This is a genomic window from Klebsiella sp. 141198, assembly GCF_050600785.1.
GTDB lineage: Bacteria > Pseudomonadota > Gammaproteobacteria > Enterobacterales > Enterobacteriaceae > Klebsiella > Klebsiella aerogenes.
The window spans coordinates 94,534-112,751 of the sequence record NZ_JAQIRM010000006.1; the positions used below are offsets into that span (position 1 = coordinate 94,534).

Sequence of the window (18,218 nt, forward strand, 5' to 3'; positions counted from 1 at the left end):
GGGTGTATCCACACCCCTTATCGTTTGTCCTGCGTTTACGCCAGCTGTCGTAGCATGCGGCGCAACGGTTCGGCGGCGCCCCACAGCAGCTGGTCGCCGACGGTAAAGGCCGACAGGTACTCAGGACCCATGTTCAGTTTACGCAGGCGCCCTACCGGGGTGGTCAGGGTGCCGGTCACCGCGGCTGGGGTCAGCTCGCGCATGGTGATGTCGCGATCGTTTGGCACCACTTTGGCCCACGGGTTATGCGCGGCCAGCAGTTCCTCAACGGTCGGGATAGAAACATCTTTCTTCAGCTTGATGGTAAACGCCTGGCTGTGGCAGCGCAGCGCGCCGACGCGCACGCACAGACCATCGACCGGGATCGGCGACGCGGTGGCGAGAATTTTGTTCGTCTCCGCCTGGCCTTTCCACTCTTCGCGGCTCTGGCCGTTATCAAGCTGTTTGTCGATCCATGGGATCAGGCTGCCCGCTAGCGGCACGCCAAAGTTATCGACCGGCAGGTCGCCGCTGCGGGTCAGCGACGTCACTTTGCGCTCGATATCGAGAATCGCGGACGCCGGGTTCGCCAGCTCGCTCGCCACGTGGCCATGCAGTTGGCCCATCTGGCTCAGCAGTTCGCGCATATGGCGCGCGCCGCCGCCGGAAGCCGCCTGGTAGGTCGCCACGCTGACCCACTCCACCAGGTCATGGGCAAACAGGCCGCCGAGGGACATCAGCATCAGGCTCACCGTACAGTTGCCGCCGACGAAGGTTTTGATGCCGTTATTCAGGCCAGCGGTAATCACATCCTGGTTAACCGGGTCGAGAATAATGATCGCATCGTCTTTCATGCGCAGCGAAGACGCCGCGTCAATCCAGTACCCCTGCCAGCCGCTTTCGCGCAGCTTCGGGTAAATCTCGTTGGTGTAATCGCCGCCCTGGCAGGTAACAATAATGTCCAGCGCCTTCAGCGCTTCCAGATCAAATGCATCCTGAAGCGTCCCCCCGGTACTGCCGCCGAATGACGGCGCGGGCTGACCCAGCTGAGAGGTGGAGAAGAAAACAGGGCGAATGGCGTCGAAATCACGCTCTTCCACCATGCGTTGCATGAGAACAGAGCCGACCATTCCACGCCAACCGATAAAACCAACATTTTTCATAACGTATTCCTGCGAGGTGTGTGCTGTTAGTGCCAGGCCAGTTTCCAACTGGGATGTCCTTCACATTACAAAATGCAGCTAAAGTCGCAAGTGAAATTAATCAATGATTGCGCGCCAATCAGAAAAGCAACTTATCCCACACTCCGCCTACCGTCGCTGGTAGTCATAAAAAGCGTAAAGATTATCGGGCAAATAACCCGCGTAATGGAATATTTTCCGTCGCTATTTTATTGATCCTGATTATGGATTCAGCGCGAAAAATATCGCTTTCACGCTTGCGAAAAAAAACGAACAAAGCCTTGTGCCGCAAGGCCTGACGAGCAATACGATCATTGTCGTAGAGCTGATATTCACGGCAAAAGGAAGTGGAAAAGAGGGGAAAAAAGCGTGTTACCGAAGAGAATCCAGGGTAAGCGGTATTACCCTGGTTTTTCCCCCGGATACCGTGGTGGCGTCCGGGGAAATTATTTTTACTTAGCTCAGCAGCTGGAAAGCAATCATCCCGACAATGGCGCCGGTGGTGCCAAGGATGGTTTCCATCATCGTCCAGGTTTTCAGCGTCTGCGCTTCGCTGGCGCCGGTGAACTTACCGAACAGCCAGAAGCCGGCATCGTTTACGTGGCTCACCACAATCGAACCACCTGCGATACAGATGGAGAGAGCCGCCATTTGCGCGCCGCTGTAGTTCAGTTGCTCAATGACCGGCATCACCAGGCCGACCGCCGTCAGGCACGCCACGGTCGCGGAGCCCTGAATAATACGCACGGCAGCCGCCAGCACGAAGCAGGTAATCGCAATCGGCAGACCCAGGCCAGTCAGCGCTTCGCCGAGCGCCGGGCCGACGCCGGAGTCCACCAGCACCTGCTTGAAGACGCCGCCTGCGCCAATCACCAGCAGAATAATCCCCGCCGGCTGCAGCGCCGCGCCGCAGATCTCCATCACGCGATCTTTCGCCATCCCCTGACGTACCGCCAGGCCGTAAATCGCTACCAGGCAGGCAACCAGAATCGCGGTGAATGGGTGGCCGATAAACTCGAACCATTCATAGGCGGTGGATCCCACCGGCACAAAGCGCGCGGCGATGGTTTTCAGGCCGACCAGCACCAGCGGCAGCAGGATCAGCGAGAGGCTAAAGCCGAAGGACGGCATTTTGCCTTCGCCGAGATGCGGTTCGCTGATATCGTCAGGAATATGCAGCTCAACGTAGCGGCTGATGAAGTTACCCCATAGCGGACCGGCGATAATCATCCCCGGAATAGCGGCGCAGAGGCCAATCAGGATCATCCAGCCGAAATCGGCGTGCATCTGCGAAGCCAGCAGCATCGGCGCAGGCCCCGGCAGCAGGAATGCCGCGGCGGCGGCTACGCCGGCGAACAGCGGGATCACCAGCTTCACAAGGTTAGTGCCGGTATGGCGCGCCATGGAAAACGCGACGCTAATCAGCAGCACGATCGCCACTTCAAAGAACAACGGCAGCGCGCAGATAAGACCGGCAAGACCAATCGCATAGTGCGCGCGGTTATGGCCGAAGGACTTCAGCATTTTCACCGCAATCTGGTCGACCGCGCCGGTTTCATGCAAAATTTTACCGAACATCGCGCCCAGCGCGACGACTATCGCCAGGAAGCCCAGCGTGCCGCCCATCCCTTTTTCCATCGTCGCCGCGATTTTATCCAGCGGCATACCGGAAAAGAGACCTGCGCCAATAGAAACCACCATCAAAGCCACGAAGGCGTGCATACGCGCCTTCATGACTAAAAACAGCAGCAGCAATACCGAGCCGACTGCTGTTAAAACAAGCGTTAAAGTACTCACTAGTTACTGCCTTTGTTAATCACCTCAATGGTGCTGGCGACCACGCCTTCCAGTGACTGGTCGATATCGACGATAAGCACATCGCTTTCGTCAGCGCCTGGTTCCTGCAGTGTTTCAAACTGCGTCACCAACATTTGGGTTTTGAAGAAGTGCCCTTTACGCGCCTTCAGACGGCTTTCAATCACATCGAAGTCGCCTTTCAGGTAGATAAAGGAGAGGTTCGGGTTGCCTTTGCGCAGAATGTCGCGGTAGCTTTTTTTCAGCGCCGAGCAGACGATCAGCGAAACTTTGTTGGTACGCTGCATGGCAAATGCCGCGTCATTCAACGCCTGCAGCCACGGGGTGCGGTCATCGTCGTTCAGCGGCTCGCCGGAAGCCATCTTGGTGATGTTGCTGCGCGGATGCAGAAAATCGCCATCGAGAAACGCGGCTTTCAGTTGATGCGCCACTTCGCTGGCGACGGCGGATTTACCACTGCCGGAAACGCCCATCAGGACATAGACGTGGTGATCATGGTTAGTCGTGCTCAAAGCGTCCTCCCACTGGACTGGTACGCCGCGCCGGGGCTGACTGATACAGCGCGAAAGCGGCGTACTGGTTAATGATTACGGGCGAGTGTTACGGGTAACTGTTATCGGTAACATTGTCATGCCGGACCCTGGGAGAAGCAATAACCATTCGTGCCAGATGTGAATATGTGTGATCTACTTCAAACTTGTCGGTTTAAATAGATCCACCCGGTGACAATGTGAAACCTAAATCTAACATCTTAGGGGTAATCGTCTCACCACGGATGCGCGCCAGCAGACGCTCGGCGCCGATGCGGCCCATGCGCTCGCGCGGGGTCAGTACGCTGGCGAGACGCGGCTCCATCACCTGACCGATATCGTGACCGTGGAAACCGGCTATCGCCATGTCGTCCGGGATTTTCAGCCCCAGACGCTGGCACTCGAACGCCGCGCCGACCGCGAGGTCATCGTTGGTACAGAAGATACCGTCGAGCTGCGGATATTCGCGGCGCGCCTGACGCATCAGCTCAATCCCCGACGAGTAAGAAGAAGATTGCTCCACCATCACGCTGTAGGGCGTCATGCCGGCATCGAGCATCGCCTGCTCGTACCCCTTCTGTTTGATGATAGTACGTTCATCAAGACGCGCGCCGAGATAAGCAACGTGGCGGTGGCCGCGGGCGATAATCGCCGCCGTCATCTGCCGCGCCGCTTCGAAGTTATCGAAACCGACGGCAATGTCGAGGCACGGCGACTGGCTGTCCATCAGCTCAACCACCGGAATGCCGGCGACTTCAATCATTTTCAGCGTCCGCGGCGTGTGAGTACGTTCAGTGAGGATCAGGCCGTCAATGTTCCAGGAAAGCATTGATTCGAGACGCTTCTCTTCCATCTCCGGCTTATAGCCGTAGTGCGCCAGCATGGTTTGATAGCCGAAGGCGTCGGTGACGCTTTCAATGCCGCGTAGCACTTCCGAGAAGACCTGGTTGGTTAACGAGGGTAGCAGCACGCCGATGGCGCGGCTGGTGGCGTTGGAGAGAATATCAGGAGCGCGATTGGGAATATAACCCAGCTCATCGAGTGCAACGGCAATCTTGCCACGCAGGGCCTCAGAAACCTGTTCCGGGTTACGTAAATAGCGACTGACCGTCATTTTGGTCACGCCGACAAGATCGGCTACATCCTGAAGTACGGGTCTTTTCTTTTTCATCGTCCTGACTGTGATCGGCTGGGAAACATTTTCTCAGTTTATCACGGACAAAGCGCAACCTTCCCCGATGTTGGAGAAGGTTGCGCAATTTATTTAACCTGGCTCAGATAACTATCAAACCGGCGGCAGATCGAACAGCAAAATTTCGCTATCGCTGTCGGCGTGAACCGAAATCGCCTGCTCGTCCCAAATCGCCAGACCATCGCTGGTGGTGGCTTTAGTGCCGTTAATCGTCACTTCGCCTTTCACTACCTGGATCCACACGCGACGTTCCGCGGCAATCTGGTGAACCGACTGCTCATCTTTCAGCAGCGCCCAGCGATACAGTTCCATATCCTGATGCACTTTCAGCGACCCTTCGCGCGCATCTGGCGACAGTACCAGCTGTTTGCCCTGCGCGGCATCAAAGCGGCGCTGCTCGTAGCGCGGCGTAATGCCGGTTTCTTCTGGAATAATCCAGATCTGATACAAACGCAGGCGGTCGGTGCTGCTCGGGTTGTACTCAGAGTGACGTACGCCGGTACCCGCGCTCATAATCTGGAACTCGCCAGCCGGAACCTGCTCTTTGTTACCCATGCTGTCCTGGTGCTCAACCGCGCCTTCCAGCACATAAGTCAGGATTTCCATGTCTTTGTGCGGATGGGTGCCAAACCCCTGGCCGGCGTCGATTACGTCATCGTTAATCACGCGCAGCGCGGAGAACCCCATAAAGTTCGGGTCGTAGTAGTTGGCGAAAGAGAAAGTATGCCAGGAATCCAGCCAGCCATGGTTAGCGTGGCCACGTTCGTTAGCTTTGCGTAAGTAGATCATGTTGCACCCCCGTATGTTTTCGATGGAGTAAGTGTGGACCCATTCCGCCGGCGATCATAGAGGGTGAAAATTGACTCCTCTGTTCAAAAAATATGAACAAGCGACGAGGAGCCAGATTTTCTTATTTCGCGAGGGTAATAGTAGCCGGAGAAGGCTGTTCAAAGCCGCGCTGCAGAATCTCCATATTGGTGAGAACTTCAGATTCCTTGACGTAATTCGGCTGGCCGTTAACGAGGGTGTCATACAGCGCGTCATACACTCGTCCGTAGTCGCCGGTTTCCAGCGGCACCTCTTCACGTACCGCCACGCCCGCCTCGTTGATGTACACCAGTTGCCCCACGCTATCATCAGCGCCGAACCCCGCGTCGCCCGGCATAATGTTGGCCTTCAGGCTGGTCTCCTGCTGGTCAATGCCGTATTTCACAAACGAGCCTTTATGGCCATGAACGATAAATTTCGGGTAGTCAATCTGCACCAGATGGCTGGTTTTGACGATCGCTTTCAGGTCGCCATAAAACAGTTGAGCTTCAAACGTGTCATCGGGATTGGCTTTATTGCGTAGTGATCGCAGATCGTAGGAAACATGATCCGGGCGACCAAACAGCGAAATGATCTGGTCCATGGTATGCACCCCGAGGCCGTAGAAATCGCCGCTTTGCGGTCCCCCCTGGAGGGTTTCCGCCACCGGTCGGTAGTTATCAAAATGACTTTCAATTTCCACCAGCTCGCCGAGCTTACCGCTTTCAATCACCTTTTTGGTGGTCAGGAAACAGGAGTCGAAGCGGCGGTTCTGGTAAGGCGTTACCGTCAACCCTTTGCTTTTCGCCAGCGCGAACAGGGTCTTCGCCTCTGCAAGCGTCGGGGTGAAGGGTTTTTCAACCAGTACGTTTTTCCCTGCTTCCAGCGCCCGCTTCGCGTATTCGAAGTGGCTATCGGCATGGGTGCAGACCACTACCAGCTTGACCTGCGGGTCGTTCAGTACTTCATCGAGGTCGCTGGTGAAGTGGATATGGGAATACGCCGGCGCCTGTTCTTCCGGCCTGGCGCTGCGGCGATAAATATGCGCGACGTGCCAGCGGTCTTTGCGATGCAGGACGTAAGGAAGGTGGTAGCGGGTCGTGCTTTTACCAAAGCCAATAAATGCGCAGTGCAGAATCATAACGCTGTCCTTAGTTGATGTGCTGCCTTTAACCATAGCGCAAGCAGGCGGCTCACTTCATCCCCCTTTTCCTCTACGCAGGAAAATTCACCGGCAAAATATTTCGGTTATCACTCATACGTAATTTTTAATAAGAGATTGATTAATAAGCCATTAAAACGCCATTTTTCAACAGAAAGTCTTGATCCCAATGACGAAACTGCGGATAAGTGAAGGGCAAAACCAGGACGTTGCTAAAGACTAACGGAGTAGCCAGCCGCTGCTGATGGAAAAAACGTATTTCGCCATAAACTGCGCCATTTTTTTCTGGCTTCTCGCACTGATCGCCTGGTTTAGCGATGAGACCGCGCTGGCGCGCCTGGCGGCCGCCTGTACCCTCTTCGCTTTCCTTATTCATACCCAACGGGAAAAAATTAACGCTATGTTTATGAAGAAAAATAAAACCGAAGCGCAGGCTGCTGAAGTCGCTGCGCCAACCGTGGCGGCAGCAGAGCCAGAAACAGCAAGCGTCAAAAAACAGGAAACCACGGTGATCGCCAGCGGGGTGCATTTTGTCGGCAATATCGTCGCCTGCGGCCATGTTTATATCCATGGCCAGGTCACCGGCAACATTGAGGCCAAAGAACATCTGATTAAGGTGATGCGCGAGGGTCACGTGGAGGGCAATATCAGCTGCCGGGAGCTGATCGTCGACGGCAAGGTACATGGCCAGTGCCGTGGCGATAGCATCGCTATTGAGGAACATGGCAACCTCGACGGCACCCTCGCCTATCGCACGCTGGCGATTAAAAAGGGCGGCCTCTTTACCGGCAGCGCCGAAGTGTTGGCCGCGGCGGAGAGCAAAAATAAAAACAATATCGTCGGCCTGGTCGCAGAAGAAGCGGTGAAATCCGCCAAATCGCAACACGCCTGAAATGAGCGCAAAAAAAAGCCAGCACCCGGCTGGCTAAAGTAATACTGGAAGCAATGTGAGCAATGTCGTGCTTTCAGGCTTTCCGCAAGGGTCTCCCTGAATGCAGGACAATAATAATCATTCTCATTCGCACTTGTCTACATTTTTTTGCAAATAATGCGTGTTGACTCGAACGCCGGAGTCAGTGATGTTTAAAGGGTCTTTTTAACCAAATGAGGAACAAGGAATGAGTGACATCGTGATACGCCATGCTGAACCGAAAGATGTTGACGCGATTCGTCAAATTCACGCCCAGCCGGAGGTGTATCACAACACGCTACAGGTTCCTCATCCATCGGAGCATATGTGGCGGGAGCGGCTAACCGATACTCCCGGCGTGAAGCAGCTGGTGGCCTGTATCGATGGGCAAGTCGTGGGGCATTTATGCATTGCCGTCGTCCAACGCCCCCGCCGTAGCCACGTCGCCGATTTTGGTATCAGCGTAGATTCGCGCTGGCATAACCGCGGCGTCGCCAGCGCGCTGATGCGTACCATGATTGATATGTGCGACAACTGGCTGCGGGTCGATCGCATCGAGCTCACCGTCTTTGCCGATAACGCCCCGGCGGTCGCGGTGTATAAGAAGTACGGCTTTGAGATCGAAGGCACCGGCAGGCGCTATGCGCTGCGCAACGGTGAGTATGTGGATGCGTATTATATGGCGCGCATAAAATAAGCTGGACAGGATAACCTCAAGACTTAACGCTTAACTGCAAGGATGCATAATGAAGTTTCTTCCCACCGCTACGCTGGCGTTACTGACTTTCATGGCGCCAGCTTTTGCAATTACCGTAAATAATCTCGATGCCGTACCGGATGCCATTCATTCTTCAGAAGGGAAACTGATTTACGCTGAGCAAATGACAGGAACAGCTCCAGAAAATGGATTTGGCACCTTGCCCGCAGGGTTAGAAGAAAAAGAATGGATACAATGGGTTGCCCCAGAAGAGAGTGTCGATCGATTGATCATAACGGGCGCTAAACCTTGGGGAAAAGATGGCACATATATTGGTATCGCTTGTTTTGCCGATACGGCGGAAGATGCCCAAAAACTTAAAAAATATGGCAGCGCCAGCTGCCCTGAAGATGACAACAGCAGACGCGTCAATAAGCTGTTCCTCGGTGTTTTTCGCTGGCAAAACCAGCGGCTACAGCCGATTGCACGCACCGAAGAGGCACTGGACAAGCTTTCTCTGTGGTCGAAAAGGGTGGCACGCGAAGCCGATGACGAAACGCTACAACCCTTACAATATTACAGCAAACTCGATCTGGCGCCTTACCGAATCGCGCCAGATACCATGGCATTTGGCGTCCGCGGTGGCTATTCAAACGCCTACTCCGGCGGCGGCGCCTTTTATGAAGTACTGGAGCTATACATAATTAAAGGCGATAAGATAATCAATATCTTTGCCGCTTTGGTCTACCAGTATGCGGATATCGCTGGCGAATGGAATGACGACGGCACCCGAAAACACGATATCAGCGAGAGTAAATCAATCCTTAAAATTTTGCCGACCACATCCGATGGTTTTCATGATTTGCAGCTTGTTAATGTCATCGATAAGCATAAAACGATTTTTCGCTGGTCCACGGCCGACCGACAGTATTCTCCGCAGCCCTAACCCTCATAACTATCCCGGCAAAGCATAGCGCAAGCCGGGATAGCGCTAAGACTTAATACCCCGCGGTCAAATCACCGGGCGAACGCGGATCGGAGGCGCCATACAGCGTACCGTCCGGCCCCACCATAATGCTCTGGGTACTACCCATCGCCTCTTTCAGCGCGACTTTCTGTCCTTTCGCTTCCAGCAACTTCACGGTATCGGGGCTAAAACCTTTCTCCACCCGCAGCTCATCCGGCAGCCACTGGTGATGGAAGCGCGGAGCATTGGTGGCCTCCGCGACGTTCATTCCGAAATCAATGGTGTTGACCACCATTTGCAGCACGGTGGTAATAATACGGCTACCGCCCGGGCTACCGGTCACCAGCCAGGTCTTCCCGTCTTTTACCACGATAGTTGGCGACATCGACGACAGCGGACGCTTTTTCGGCCCTACCGCGTTGGCGTCGCCGCCGACTAAACCATAAACGTTAGGCACGCCGGGCTTCGCCGAGAAATCATCCATCTGGTTGTTGAGTATAATTCCGGAGTCGCCGGCCACGATGCCGGTGCCAAAGGTGGTATTCAACGTATAGGTGACCGCCACCGCATTGCCGTCTTTATCGACTACCGAGAAGTGGGTGGTCTGGTTGCTTTCATACGGCGCCAGCTTGCCCGGACGGATCTGGCTGGAAGGCTTCGCCTTGTTCACGTCAATCTCGGCGGCAATCGCTTTGGCGTAAGCCTTGCTGGTCAACGCCTGCCACGGCACTTTGACGAAGTCAGGGTCACCGAGATATTCAGAACGGTCGGCATAGGCGTGTTTCTCCGCCTCCGCCATTACCTGCATGGCGTCGGCGCTGCCAAAACCATATTTCTGCATATCGAAGTTTTCGAGGATATTGAGGATCTGCACGATGTGGATCCCGCCAGAGGACGGCGGCGGCATGGAGTAGACCTCATAGCCGCGATATTCACCGCTAATCGGCGTACGCTCCACGGCCTTGTAGTTGGCGAGATCGGCTTTGGTGATAAGCCCGCCGTGTTTTTTCATCTCGCCGGCAATCTGGTCGGCGATGGCCCCTTTATAGAAGGCGTCCGGGCCGTGCTCGGCAATCAGCTCCAGGCTTTTCCCCAGATTCTTTTGCACCAGCCGGTCGCCTTTTTTTAGCGGCTCGCCGTTCTTCCAGAAAATCGCTTTGCTGTTTTCATGCTGCGGGATCACTTCGCTGCCGTAGGTTTTTAGATCGTCAGCCAGCGCATCATTAACGATAAACCCCTCTTCCGCCAGCTTAATTGCCGGGCGGACCACCTTATTCAGCGGCATGGTGCCGTATTTTTCCAGCGCGAGGGAGAAGCCCGCGACGCTGCCTGGCGTGCCGGAAGCGAGATGTGAAGTCAGCGATTTTTTACTGTCAGGATTGCCATGTTCATCAAGGAACATATCGCGGGTGGCCTGTTCCGGGGCCATCTCGCGGAAATCGATCGCCGTGGTTTTACCGTCTTTAGTTCGCAGCATCATAAAGCCGCCGCCGCCGATATTACCGGCCTGCGGATGCGTAACCGCCAACGCATAGCCAACGGCAACCGCTGCATCGACGGCGTTGCCGCCCTGACGCAGAATATCTACGCCGACGCGGGTCGCCAGCGCATCCACCGAGGCCACCATCCCCTGCTGGGCGCGCACCGGGTGAAACACGTCTTCCTCAACGCCATACGAGACCGGCGGCGGGGGCGGCGGATTGGCGGCGACGGTAAAGCTGCCCCCCGCCAGTAACGCTGCGATGACCACCTGACGCCATATTGTTGTTTTTATCATTGTCTTACTCCTGAAAGGTAGGTTTTATCTCCCGGCTTAAGCCTGGTTGATAACTCCTAAAAAATCATTGTTATGGCGAATTCGAGGTACACTTAAGTGATCCCACGCACGGGAGGAGAAAACAATGAAAGCGATTTTATTCCTGGCGGCGCTGATGCCGCTCGGCGTTTTAGCACAGCCGATCAACATCGATAACAACCCTAACCAGCCGGGTTATGTGGTACCCAGCCAGCAGCGTATGCAAAATGAGATGAAGGTGCAGCAACAGCAGCAGCAAAGCATGCTGAAGCAGAATCTGAATAATCAGACGCATATGCAGCAACAGCATTTGCAAAATCAGCTGCAGACCAATCAGCAGCGCGCGGTGCAGGGCGGCAATCTCAATTCGCAGCCGCAGGTACTGCCGAACAACAACGGCGGGATGCTGCGGCAGACTAACCCGTAAAGATCGTCCGCCGCAAATCAGCCTTAAGGCTGGAAATTCGGCCCGATGACGTCAATAGCATCGGTGCAGATGCAGTCTACGCCCCAGCGCAGCAGCTCGGCGGCGCGCTGGGGTTTATTGACCGTATACACCAGAATATGCAGGCCGGCCTGTTTCAGGCTCGCCACCCGCGCCGCATCCAGCAGCTTGTGATTGAGATGAATTGACACGCAGCCCAGCCGGGCGGTCAATTCGCGCCAGTCATCGCGCCACTCATCCAGCAGCAGCCCGCGCGGCAGCTCGGGCGCGGCTTCCTGCGCCGCTTCCAGCGCGTCAATTTCAAAGGATGAGAGTAGCGGCGCGGTCATATCGGCCCACAGATCGCGCGCGGCCAGCGCCACCACTTTGCCGGTCTGCGGCCCCTGCCCGGTAGTCGGCTTAATTTCGATATTCGCCATCATGCCGTGACGACGGCAACGCTCCGCTACCTGGGAGAGCAGCGGCAGCGGTTCGCCCTTAAACTCGCGGCTGAACCAGCTGCCGGCATCAACCTTCAGCAGATCGTCCCACGCCAGCTCGCCCGCCACGCCCCAGCCGTTGCTGGTGCGTTCGAGATTATCGTCATGCAGCAGAAAGATCTGCCCGTCCTTCGACAGCTTGGCGTCAAATTCAATCATCGTGTGCCCGAAGCGGGCGCCGACGTCGATAGCCGCCAGGGTGTTCTCCGGCGCCAGTTTACCGCCGCCGCGATGGGCGACGATGCGGGGATAAGGCCAGTTACTCATGCGCGTTGTCCTGTTTCACCATCAAAGAGGTGCAGATGTTCCAATGGCAGATGCAGCCATAGCGTACTGCCGCCCGCCGGGCGCTGCTGATGCGGCAATCTGACCACCAGCTTCTGCTCGCCCCAGCGCCCGTGGGCGAGGTTATCGGCACCTAAAATTTCCAGCGTATCCATCAGCAGCGGGATGCCGCCTTGCGCCTGCGAGCTTAAAATAAAGTGCTCCGGGCGAATACCGAGAGTCATTTTACGCCCGGCGTAGCGTCGATGCTCGTGATTCATCGGTAGTTGTATGCCGCCTTCCAGCTCAAAGCGGCCGCCGTCATCGCTCACCCGCCCCTCCAGCAGATTCATTGCCGGGCTGCCTATAAAGCTTGCCACAAAGCGGCTGGCGGGCTTTTCGTACACTTCGACCGGCGTGCCGATCTGCTCGGCAATACCCTTATTCATCACCATCACCCGCTGGGCAAGGGTCATCGCTTCGACCTGATCGTGGGTGACATACAGCGAGGTGGTTTTCAGGCGCCGATGCAGCTGTTGCAGTTCCAGACGCATCTGCACGCGTAGCTTGGCATCGAGGTTTGACAACGGTTCGTCGAACAGGAATACCGCCGGGTCACGCACGATGGCGCGGCCCATCGCCACGCGCTGGCGCTGACCGCCGGACAGTTCCCGCGGGCGGCGCTTGAGCAGGCCATCCAGCTCAAGAATACGCGCCGCCTCCTGCACGCGCTCGGCAATCAATCCCTTACCCATGCCGCGAATCTTCAGACCCCACGCCATGTTCTCTTCCACGCTCATATGCGGATAAAGCGCATAGTTCTGGAACACCATCGCGATACCGCGATCCTTCGGCTCCATCTCGGTCACCCGTTTACGATCAATCCAGATATCGCCGCTGGTCACTCGTTCAAGTCCGGCAACCATCCGCAGCAGCGTTGATTTCCCGCAGCCCGACGGGCCGACCATGACGATAAACTCCCCGTCCGCCACGTCCAGCGTCAGCGGTTGAATTACCTGGGTTTTGCCATCCCAGCTTTTGCTTACTGCCTGTAGTTTTAAACCAGCCATTTTATTTCTCACTATCGACCAGGCCGCGCACAAACGCGCGCTGCATGGCTAAAACGATGACGACCGGCGGGATCAGGGTCAGCAGCATCGCCGCCATCACCTGATTCCACTGGGTAGTACCTTCGCCGGTGGCGATCATGCCTTTAATACCGGCGACGGCGGTGCCAAGATTCACATCCTGAATAATCAGCAACGGCCACAGATACTGGTTCCAGCCGTAGATAAAGGTGATAACGAACAGCGCGGCGAGGTTGGTTTTCGACAGCGGCAGCACGATGTCGCGAAAGAAGCGCATCGGCGAAGCGCCATCGATACGCGCCGCTTCAATCAGCTCGTCCGGCAGGGTCATAAAGAACTGGCGGAACAAGAAGGTGGCGGTAGCCGAAGCCATTAACGGCAGCGTTAACCCGGCATAGCTGTCGAGCATTTTGAGGTTGGCGATCACTTCCACCGTCGGAAAAATACGCACCTCGACCGGCAGCATCAGGGTGATAAAGATCATCCAGAAGAACAGATTACGCAGCGGAAAGCGGAACCAGACGATGGCGAATGCCGAAAGCATCGACACCACGATTTTGCCGACCGTAATGGCGAACGCCATGATGAAGCTGTTGAGCATCATCAGCCAGAACGGCGCGCTGTTGACGCCGACCCCGTTCACCCAGATGGTCTTCATGTTCTCCAGCAGATGCCCTCCGGGAATCAGCGTCATCGGCGTTTCGAACACCGATTTGTTATCCAGCGTCGCCGCCACGAAGGCGACGTACAGCGGGAATAAAATGACGGCAATGCCCAGAATCAGCATGGTGTGGCTGAAAATCGTCAGCCCGCGACGGTTCTCAATCATTGGTAACGCACCTTACTTTCAACGTAACGGAACTGCACCACCGTCAGGATAATGACGAGGAACATCAGCACCACCGACTGCGCGGCGGAAGCGGAAAGATCGAGCCCGGCGAAACCTTCGCGATAAATTTTGTAGATTAGGGTGGTGGTCGCCTGCACCGGGCCGCCGGCGGTGGCGGCATCGATCACCGGGAAGGTGTCGAAGAAGGCGTAAACCAGGTTGACCACCAGCAGGAAGAAACTCACCGGCGCAATCAGCGGCAGCGCCAGCTTAAAGAAGCGGCGAATCGGCCCGGCGCCGTCGATGGCGGCGGCCTCAACCAGCGAACGCGGGATCGACTGCAGCGCGGCGAAGAAGAACAGGAAGTTGTAGCTTATCTGCTTCCAGACCGAGGCGAAGACCACCAGGAACATCGCCTGGCCGCTGTTTTGCGCGTGGTTCCAGTCGTAACCCAATTCGCCGAGGAAATGCGTGATCAGCCCGCGTCCGGGATTGAAGAGGAAGATCCATAGCACCGCCGCGACGGCGGGGGCCACGGCATACGGCAGCAGCATCAGCGTTTGATAAAAGCGGCTGCCGCGCACCACATAGTCGACCAGCGCGGCAAAAAACAGCGAAATAAGCAGGCCGCTGACGGTTACCAGGGTGCTGAATTTTATGGTCGTCCAGAAAGAGTCCAGATAGTACGGGTCGTGGAACAGCGTGACGAAGTTATCCAGGCCGACAAACTGGCTGGAAAGGCCAAACGGATCGACGCTCTGCAGCGAGTACCACAGCGCTTCGCCCGCGGGCCAGATAAAGAAAATCAGGGTGATAATCAGCTGCGGCGCGACCAGAACATAGGGCAGCCAGCGCGAGCGGAATACCGGACGGGATGATGACATGAAGATTTTATTCCTGAACAATGCCGGGTGGCGGCTACGCCTTACCCGGCCTACATAGGGCACATCGTAGGCCCGGTAAGCGCAGCGCCACCGGGCAAGTTACAGATTACGATTTGGTTGCTTGCTCGAAACGGCGCAGCAGTTGATTCCCCCGCTGAACGGCGGAATCCAGCGCCTGTTGCGGGGTTTTCTTGCCGGTCCACACGCTCTCCAGCTCTTCATCGACGATGGTGCGAATTTGCGGCATGTTGCCCAGTCGCAGGCCTTTGGTGAACGGCAACGGCGGCTTGTTCAGCATCTGGCGGGTGGCGATATCAGCACCTGGATTCTTATCATAGAAGCCCTGCTGGCGCGTCAGATCGTAGGCCGCGGTGGTAATCGGCAGGTAGCCGGTTTTCTGGTGCCACTCGGCGGCGTTTTCCGGTTTGGTCAGGAAGTCGAGGAACTTCGCCACGCCGGTGTAGGTCTCTTTGTCCTTGCCCTGCATCACCCACAGGCTGGCCCCGCCGATAATGGCGTTCTGCGGCGCGCCTTTCACATCGGCGTCGTAAGGCATCATGCCGACGCCATAGTTGAATTTCGCATACTGACGAATATCCGCCAGCGAGCCGGATGAGGCGGTAGTGATCGCGCAGTCGCCGTTATAGAACTTCTCGGTGGATTCATCCTTACGCCCGAAATAGCTGAAATCGCCCTTCTTGTTCATCTCTTCGAGCAGGGCGATATGTTTCACCTGCTCCGGCTTGTTGAACTCAAGTACCGCGTCGGTGCCGTCAAAACCGTTATTTTTCGTGGCGACCGGCAGGCCGTGCCAGGCGCTGAAGTTTTCAATCTGGATCCAGCCCTGCCAACCGCTGGCGTAGCCGCACTTCATTCCGGCCGCTTTCAGTTTGGCGGTGTAAGCCGCCAGATCCTGCCAGGTTTTCGGCGGCAGCTCAGGGTCCAGACCCGCTTTCTTGAAGGCGTCTTTGTTGTAGTACAGCACCGGCGTGGAGCTGTTAAACGGCTGGGAGAGCAGATGGCCGGTTTTTGAGTCGGTGTAATAACCGGACACCGTCGGCACGAACTGCGATTCATCGAACTTAATACCCGCATCGCTAAAGACCTGGTACACCGGCTTAATGGCTTTTGACGCCATCATGGTAGCGGTGCCGACTTCATACACCTGCAGAATCGCCGGCGCGTTGCCGGTACGGAAGGCGGCGATACCGGCGCTCAGGCTTTGCTCGTAATTGCCTTTATACACCGGAACAATTTTGTAATCAGGATTGGCCGCGTTGAAACGTTGCGCCAGAGAATCAACTTCTTTACCCAGTTCCCCTTCCATCGAGTGCCAGAAAGGGATGGTGGTTACTGCCAGTGCCTGAGCGGCAAATGCCAGGCTCAGCGCCAGTCCTAAAGCTGTATGTCGTAACGATATCATCGGTTATCTCTCTTGTTGTTCCGGATGCGCGATTTCACGCGTTTTATGTTCGCGGGGTAACATGACATGTTCGAATTACAGAAAAATAACTTTTTTATTACAAAAAAAAGATAGTAACGGGTCAGAGAGATGACAAGCCGATGAAAGGATGGGGGAAGTAAAGTGGGAGCTGAGACACGGATAATATTCGTGCGATCGGCTCCCGGGGTCGGCGCAAGCGCCTCGCCCGGGCTACAACTACAACGGCTTGGGTAGCCCGGCCAAGCGAAGCGCCGCCGGGTTGCAACGAGTTAACTGTCATCCGCGCAAGCGCGCGACAATCTGTTCCAGGGTAAGTTGCCCTGCTGCCGCCTCGACGGTCATGCCGACGAAGTCCGGATTCGCCGACAATATAATTCCATTTCGCTTTAAAAAAAGCAGGGTGATAAACAGTGCCGTACGCTTATTACCATCATTAAATAGATGACCGCGAGAAATCGCCAGCAGATGCATCGCAGCGAGTCGCCACACGTCTGTCACACCTTCATATTCAATTTTATTTAGTACCCTATACATTATCGCTTCGGCGCGCCCCGGATCGGGCATACCGGCAACGCCAGGCGTGACGCGGAGTAGCCTGTCGTGAAACTGTATTATCTCTTCCGCTGAGATAATCTGCAGCGTCATTTATCCGCAAGCTCCCTGATCTCATCACCATGAACCGCCATGATAGCCGCGAACTCATCATCCATTCTGGCCGCCTGGTAGCGTTCAAACTCTTCTGCGCTAATGATGACTGCTGATTTATGCCCACGACGGGTAATGGTCACAGGTACACCTGTCACTGCGCTTTCCAGCACATCGGCCAGATTTTGCCGGGCTTCGCTATAGTTAACCGTTCTCATAAAAACCTCCAAAGCTGTACTCTTTTATTGTACAACATACATGTACAAAAAAAGAGCCAACAGGCTCTTTTAAATGTATTTGTGCGATCTGCTCCCGGGGTCGGCGCAAGCGCCTCGCCCGGGCTACAAACCGGCGAAGTGAACGACGCCGGGTTACAATGTATTAACCGCCGAGATAGGCGCTGCGCACCGCCTCGTTGGCCAACAGCGCGTCGCCGGTATCCTCCAGCACCACGTGACCGTTTTCCAGTACGTAGCCGCGATCGGCGAGCTTCAGCGCTTGGTTGGCGTTCTGCTCAACCAGGAAGATCGTCATCCCCTGCTCACGCAGCTGTTCGATGGTATCGAAAATCTGCTGAATGATAATCGGCGCCAGCCCCAATGAGGGCTCATCAAGCAGCAGCAGGCGCGGCTGGCTCATCAGAGCGCGACCTATCGCCAGCATCTGCTGCTCGCCGCCGGACATGGTGCCGGCGCGCTGAATACGGCGTTCATGCAGACGCGGGAACAGCTCATACACCCATTTGATGCGGGTATGAAACTGGTCGCGGTCGGCAAAAAAACCGCCCATCGCCAGGTTCTCTTCCACCGTCATGCGCGAAAAGACGCGTCGCCCTTCCGGCACGATCGCCACCGCTTCACGCATGATTTTCGCCGTCTGCCAGTCGGTAATATCCTTACCGTCAAAGACAATGCGCCCGCTGGAGGCCCGCGGATCGCCGCACAGCGTACCGAGCAGGGTAGTTTTCCCTGCGCCGTTGGCGCCGATAAGCGTGACGATCTCACCCTGTTTGATATGCAGGCTGACGTTGTGCAGCGCCTGGATCTTGCCGTAGTGGGCGCTAACATTGTCAAAAGTTAACATCGCTTTTTCCATCTTATGCGTC

The 18,218-nt window shown here is 56.0% G+C and carries 19 protein-coding genes; 4 read left to right on the plus strand and 15 right to left on the minus strand.

What is annotated here, in order from left to right:
* Window positions 1-35 precede the first annotated feature (35 nt).
* The 6 genes from asd to PGR10_RS19975 all read right to left on the minus strand — a co-directional run bounded on the left by asd (window position 36) and on the right by PGR10_RS19975 (window position 6,645).
* Window positions 36-1,142 carry an aspartate-semialdehyde dehydrogenase gene (asd, locus tag PGR10_RS19950; protein WP_015369342.1) on the minus strand — a complete coding sequence of 369 codons (1,107 nt, stop codon included), beginning with the start codon at window positions 1,140-1,142 and terminating at the stop codon, window positions 36-38.
* A gap of 474 nt (window positions 1,143-1,616) precedes the next feature.
* Entirely contained in the window at window positions 1,617-2,957 is a 1,341-nt protein-coding gene (gene gntU / locus PGR10_RS19955; RefSeq protein WP_015369340.1) for a gluconate transporter, read from the minus strand.
* Window positions 2,957-3,487, minus strand: a complete 531-nt coding sequence (gene gntK, locus PGR10_RS19960; RefSeq protein ID WP_015369339.1) for a gluconokinase — start codon at window positions 3,485-3,487, stop codon at window positions 2,957-2,959. Before gntK ends, gntU begins: the two co-directional genes overlap by 1 nt.
* A gap of 193 nt (window positions 3,488-3,680) precedes the next feature.
* Entirely contained in the window at window positions 3,681-4,676 is a 996-nt protein-coding gene (gene gntR / locus PGR10_RS19965; RefSeq protein WP_015369338.1) for a gluconate operon transcriptional repressor GntR, read from the minus strand.
* 114 nt (window positions 4,677-4,790) lie between these two features.
* Window positions 4,791-5,486 (minus strand): pirin family protein, encoded by a 696-nt coding sequence (locus tag PGR10_RS19970; RefSeq protein ID WP_015369337.1) that lies wholly within the window; start codon window positions 5,484-5,486, stop codon window positions 4,791-4,793.
* A gap of 121 nt (window positions 5,487-5,607) precedes the next feature.
* Window positions 5,608-6,645: an oxidoreductase gene (locus PGR10_RS19975; RefSeq protein WP_430923990.1), complete on the minus strand. Its 1,038-nt coding sequence runs from the start codon at window positions 6,643-6,645 to the stop codon at window positions 5,608-5,610.
* A gap of 265 nt (window positions 6,646-6,910) precedes the next feature.
* Between PGR10_RS19975 and PGR10_RS19980 the strand changes: the two genes are divergently transcribed.
* From PGR10_RS19980 to PGR10_RS19990, 3 genes are all read left to right on the plus strand, one after another.
* Window positions 6,911-7,558 (plus strand): bactofilin family protein, encoded by a 648-nt coding sequence (locus PGR10_RS19980; protein WP_213317312.1) that lies wholly within the window; start codon window positions 6,911-6,913, stop codon window positions 7,556-7,558.
* Between the two features lie 226 nt (window positions 7,559-7,784).
* Window positions 7,785-8,273 (plus strand): N-acetyltransferase, encoded by a 489-nt coding sequence (gene yhhY, locus PGR10_RS19985; protein ID WP_430923991.1) that lies wholly within the window; start codon window positions 7,785-7,787, stop codon window positions 8,271-8,273.
* A gap of 49 nt (window positions 8,274-8,322) precedes the next feature.
* Complete coding sequence (locus tag PGR10_RS19990) at window positions 8,323-9,219, plus strand: hypothetical protein (RefSeq protein WP_430918659.1); 897 nt, start codon at window positions 8,323-8,325, stop codon at window positions 9,217-9,219.
* 52 nt (window positions 9,220-9,271) lie between these two features.
* Here the strand turns inward: PGR10_RS19990 and ggt are convergent, their stop codons facing one another.
* Window positions 9,272-11,017, minus strand: a complete 1,746-nt coding sequence (ggt, locus tag PGR10_RS19995; RefSeq protein WP_113373960.1) for a gamma-glutamyltransferase — start codon at window positions 11,015-11,017, stop codon at window positions 9,272-9,274.
* A 124-nt stretch (window positions 11,018-11,141) separates the two neighbouring features.
* Here ggt and PGR10_RS20000 point away from each other — a divergent pair, with 124 nt between their 5' ends.
* On the plus strand, window positions 11,142-11,462 hold the full coding sequence (locus PGR10_RS20000) for a DUF2756 family protein (RefSeq protein ID WP_430923992.1): 321 nt from the start codon (window positions 11,142-11,144) through the stop codon (window positions 11,460-11,462).
* A gap of 23 nt (window positions 11,463-11,485) precedes the next feature.
* On the opposite strand, the gene ugpQ is transcribed toward PGR10_RS20000, so the two are convergent.
* The 8 genes from ugpQ to livF form a co-directional block, all read right to left on the minus strand.
* Complete coding sequence (ugpQ, locus tag PGR10_RS20005; protein ID WP_430923993.1) at window positions 11,486-12,226, minus strand: glycerophosphodiester phosphodiesterase; 741 nt, start codon at window positions 12,224-12,226, stop codon at window positions 11,486-11,488.
* A complete protein-coding gene (locus PGR10_RS20010; protein WP_015703701.1) occupies window positions 12,223-13,293 on the minus strand; it encodes a sn-glycerol-3-phosphate import ATP-binding protein UgpC in 1,071 nt (356 codons plus the stop codon). The genes ugpQ and PGR10_RS20010 overlap by 4 nt, the downstream gene beginning before the upstream one ends.
* Window position 13,294: 1 nt before the next feature.
* Window positions 13,295-14,140: a sn-glycerol-3-phosphate ABC transporter permease UgpE gene (gene ugpE / locus PGR10_RS20015; protein ID WP_015369329.1), complete on the minus strand. Its 846-nt coding sequence runs from the start codon at window positions 14,138-14,140 to the stop codon at window positions 13,295-13,297.
* Entirely contained in the window at window positions 14,137-15,024 is an 888-nt protein-coding gene (gene ugpA, locus PGR10_RS20020; RefSeq protein WP_015369328.1) for a sn-glycerol-3-phosphate ABC transporter permease UgpA, read from the minus strand. The genes ugpE and ugpA overlap by 4 nt, the downstream gene beginning before the upstream one ends.
* Before the next feature lie 106 nt (window positions 15,025-15,130).
* Entirely contained in the window at window positions 15,131-16,447 is a 1,317-nt protein-coding gene (gene ugpB / locus PGR10_RS20025; RefSeq protein WP_430923994.1) for a sn-glycerol-3-phosphate ABC transporter substrate-binding protein UgpB, read from the minus strand.
* A gap of 297 nt (window positions 16,448-16,744) precedes the next feature.
* Window positions 16,745-17,113 carry a type II toxin-antitoxin system death-on-curing family toxin gene (locus PGR10_RS20030; protein ID WP_213317315.1) on the minus strand — a complete coding sequence of 123 codons (369 nt, stop codon included), beginning with the start codon at window positions 17,111-17,113 and terminating at the stop codon, window positions 16,745-16,747.
* A complete protein-coding gene (locus tag PGR10_RS20035) occupies window positions 17,110-17,331 on the minus strand; it encodes a type II toxin-antitoxin system Phd/YefM family antitoxin (protein ID WP_004174006.1) in 222 nt (73 codons plus the stop codon). Before PGR10_RS20035 ends, PGR10_RS20030 begins: the two co-directional genes overlap by 4 nt.
* 163 nt (window positions 17,332-17,494) lie before the next feature.
* Window positions 17,495-18,208 carry a high-affinity branched-chain amino acid ABC transporter ATP-binding protein LivF gene (gene livF, locus PGR10_RS20040; RefSeq protein ID WP_086538103.1) on the minus strand — a complete coding sequence of 238 codons (714 nt, stop codon included), beginning with the start codon at window positions 18,206-18,208 and terminating at the stop codon, window positions 17,495-17,497.
* Window positions 18,209-18,218 lie beyond the last annotated feature (10 nt).